Annotated in this window: 4 protein-coding genes; 3 read left to right on the top strand and 1 reads right to left on the bottom strand. The window is 68.2% G+C overall.

Annotated elements, in window-relative coordinates; genetic code table 11:
* Positions 1-407 precede the first annotated feature (407 nt).
* Both ABYE80_RS18795 and ABYE80_RS18790 read left to right on the top strand, forming a co-directional pair.
* On the top strand, positions 408-719 hold the full coding sequence (locus ABYE80_RS18795; protein WP_372791848.1) for a hypothetical protein: 312 nt from the start codon (positions 408-410) through the stop codon (positions 717-719).
* Positions 716-1,267, top strand: coding sequence for a type II toxin-antitoxin system PemK/MazF family toxin (locus ABYE80_RS18790; protein ID WP_372791847.1), 552 nt, complete (start codon positions 716-718; stop codon positions 1,265-1,267). Before ABYE80_RS18795 ends, ABYE80_RS18790 begins: the two co-directional genes overlap by 4 nt.
* Positions 1,268-1,344: 77 nt before the next feature.
* On the opposite strand, the gene ABYE80_RS18785 is transcribed toward ABYE80_RS18790, so the two are convergent.
* Positions 1,345-1,809, bottom strand: coding sequence for a DUF4440 domain-containing protein (locus ABYE80_RS18785; protein WP_372791846.1), 465 nt, complete (start codon positions 1,807-1,809; stop codon positions 1,345-1,347).
* 158 nt (positions 1,810-1,967) lie between these two features.
* On the opposite strand from ABYE80_RS18785, the gene ABYE80_RS18780 reads away from it, so the two are divergent.
* The gene (locus ABYE80_RS18780) at positions 1,968-3,236 is read left to right on the top strand and encodes a hypothetical protein (RefSeq protein WP_372791845.1); all 1,269 of its coding nucleotides are present in this window, start codon (positions 1,968-1,970) and stop codon (positions 3,234-3,236) included.
* Positions 3,237-3,330 lie beyond the last annotated feature (94 nt).

Here is a 3,330-nt window from a genome sequence, read left to right as displayed (position 1 = left end):
GAGGTGGCCGAGTGGCTGAAGGCGCCCGCCTGCTAAGTGGGTATAGGGGTGAAACCCCTATCGAGGGTTCGAATCCCTCCCTCTCCGCTCGGAGTCCTCGCACAACTGTTCGCAGAACCCCGAGGCCCACGACACCCCGGCGGCGCCGGTAGGGATGCTCCGGGGCGGTCAGCTCGGTGTGCACGGTCGGTGCGGGCGTTGCGGGTGGAGCCCAGCCAGTCCTCACGCGTGCAGATCAGCAGCCACTCGATCAGCGGGGCGGCGGTGGCGCGCAGCCGCTGGCAGGCGATGCCGCGCCGCCTGGGGCGGTCGCGGGTGGAGTCGGCGCCGACGTTGTGGTCCGAGCCACGGCTGGGTAAACCGTACGGTTTGTGGATTTTCCGTACGGTGCTTGATAGGTTCGTTTCATGAGCGAAGTAGCGGTGACAGCTGAGGCGTTCCGATTCCCGGCCCAGGCCAACGAAGCGCTTGAGCAGGGTGACCGGGTGCTGATAACGCGATACGGCAAGCCGACGCGAGCTGTTCTCAGCTACGAGGCGTACCAGCTAGTCGCGCCGCTCCTCGAACTGATCGAAGCCGGAGCGACGGTCTCGCCGGAGGTGCTCATGAGCGTTGACGATGTCGCGTTGTCGCAGGATCTCGCGGCCGACGACGAAGGCAGCGACGTTGAAGCGGCCTTCATCGACGAGCTGATCGACCGCGACACCACCGACCAGTGACGCTCGCGTCCGCCGATCTGCGTCGCGGCGCCCTCGTCTACGGCGTCTTCCCTTTCGCGGCGCAGTTCCCCATGTCCTACCGAGATGACAGCGGGACACGTCAGATGGCCGCTTCGGTGTCCAGCTATGCCGCGGCACGCAAAGGCAGGAGCACCGTCGTCGAAGCGCCCGTCAAGCTCCGACCAGTCCTGCTGCTGCACGACGGAACCCGAGGAGACAAGGACGACGTTGTCGCGTTGCGCGTCAACTCGGTGAAGCCGCGGCATCGAGCCATGACCAACTGGGCCCGTGTCGAAGAGCATGAACATCCGTTCTTCTTCCATCTGCCCAAGGACTCCCGATACGGGCTGCCGGAGGAGTCCGTCATCGACCTCAACGCCGTGACGTCGGTGCACAAGAGCACTCTGTGGCGACGAGTGGGTTCGATCAACGCTCACGAGATGCAGATCGTCAACGAGCGGCTTCGAGTTGTCTTGGGTCTCGACCTCGGACCTCTGATCGCGCGGCAAGCGCGCGAACTGCTCAAGAAGGCGGGCTTCGCGCTCTGATTCCGCGGCAATCGCTCGAAGCCGCCACGTCTCGCGGCAGCCAGATCGCCCTTGCTGTCGCCGGTCTGCTGCCGTGGTCACGGTGACGGATCGCCGGATCCCGCGAGTCCCATCTTCCACTCGCCGTCGACCTTCTCGAACGCCTGGGTCGTCGATGTGAGTCCCTCGACGGTGTTCTCGCCCTCGAGGATGGCGGTCGCTCGGTCACCCCGCACCTGCACGTTGCTCACCGTGAATCGGGTGACCTTCTCGGTGGTCGGGTTGCGGCGCTCGAAGCTCTCTTCGCAGGAGACGCCGAGCGACTCGGCCTGCCGGACCGCGTCCGGCGTGAAGAGCGAGCAGACGGTCTTCCAGTCGCGGGCGTTTGCGGCGACCACGAAGTCCGCGGCGACCTCCCGGATGGCTGCCTCGTCGGAGCGCGCATCGTTCGCCCCATCGCCTGAACCGCCACAGCCCGACGCCGCGGTGAGCGTCACGAGGATGGTGACGACGGAGGGCAGCCGGCGGACACGTCCGCCGTGGAGGTGGGCCGGTGGGACCATCGGCGCAGCGTACGTCGACACCGGCCATGCCAACACGGGGCGTCCCCCGGAAGGTGTGGGGGAGGCCCCACGGACCGGGCGCGTGTTCCTACGGAGTCCGCGCCGTAGTTCCCGCGCTTCCACGGGAACGGGGTCGCTCGTACCGTCGAGGGACACCCATGTCGCTGTCATCACGGAAGAGCAAGGCGATGGTCGCCGCCCTGGTCGGCGCGACCGTGGCGCTGGCCGCGCCGGTCGCCGGCGCGCAGTCGCTGCGCGCGGCGCCCGCCAGCGGCGCGTTCGGTGACCCGGGCGACGCCTACCTGAGCTACACGATCACCGGCGGGGATCTCGCGCTGCGGGAAGGGAGCACGAACAAGTACATCGGCGAGTGGACCGGAGGCCCGATCACCATCGCCGGGCAGATGACGGTCAGCCGGGCCTCGGGGTTCCGCTCCGAGGTGCGGATGAGCGCGAAGGTCGGGGACCGGTCGTGGGCCTGGCCAGGAGGCGACGCGTACGGCACGGTCACCGGTCGCACCGAGACGCAGTCCTACAGCGTGACGTTCACGCCACCCGCCGGGTACAGCGAGAAGTGGCTCAGCGGCTCGGCGGCGCTCGTGGTCTGCGGCGGCGTGTGCAGCAGCTACACCGTCAGCTTCGATCTCGACATGACGAAGGCGGCGACCGACCCGGTCGTCCGCGCCCATCAGGTCAAGCCCCTCGCGCGACGCGGCAAGATCGCCCGCCTGCCGTTCAGCGTCCGCGACGACAGCGGCAAGGCGACCGTCCACGCCGTGCTCTACCAGGGCGGCACCGTGGTCCGCCGGGTCCGGACCTCCAGCGCGATCACGGCCGACGGGCGCCGCCGGATCTGGCGCACGCGCATGTCCAAGAGCTGGAAGGGCCCGATGTTCTTCTGCGTCTGGGCGGAGAACGCGGCCGGGAAGCGCAGCGTCAACGCCCCGAGATCGTCGTGCGCGTGGCTGCGGCTGCTGGTCCCCATCGCGAGCGTCTCCAACAAGTGCGGCGGGGCCGGGTGGTCGTCGATCACCGCGATCCAGAACTACTTCGGCAACACCAGCAAGTTCTACGACTCGCGGCTCAAGCACTCGTACAGGGTCCGGTTCGTGGACGCCTGCAACCTGCACGACGCCGGCTACGGCGGCCACACAGTCCGTGACCGCATCAACCGCTCGCGCAAGTACCGCAAGGGCAAGGTCGTCAGCTTCCACTCCTGGTACCGCAAGCGGGTGGACGACAAGTTCCAGCGCGACATGCGCACCCTGTGCCGTCGGCAGATCCCGTCGAGGGCGCGGATCGCGCGGGCGCGATGCCTGGCCGGCACCGTGCGCTACGACATCGTGCGCGCCTTCGGGTACCTGTTCTTCGACGCCGAGCTGCGGGAGCCGGGAACGCAGCAGATCGGGGCTCGGGACAACACCTGAGCGCCCGCCGGTTCAGGACTGCACGTACCCCGGAGGGTTCACGCTGTCCACGTACAGGTCGACCCCGAGGTCCCCGCCGGGAACGCAGTCGTAG

This window comes from Paraconexibacter sp. (assembly GCF_041602235.1).
Classification (GTDB): Bacteria; Actinomycetota; Thermoleophilia; order Solirubrobacterales; family Solirubrobacteraceae; genus Paraconexibacter.
This window is presented reverse-complemented; position numbering and strand designations above follow the sequence as displayed.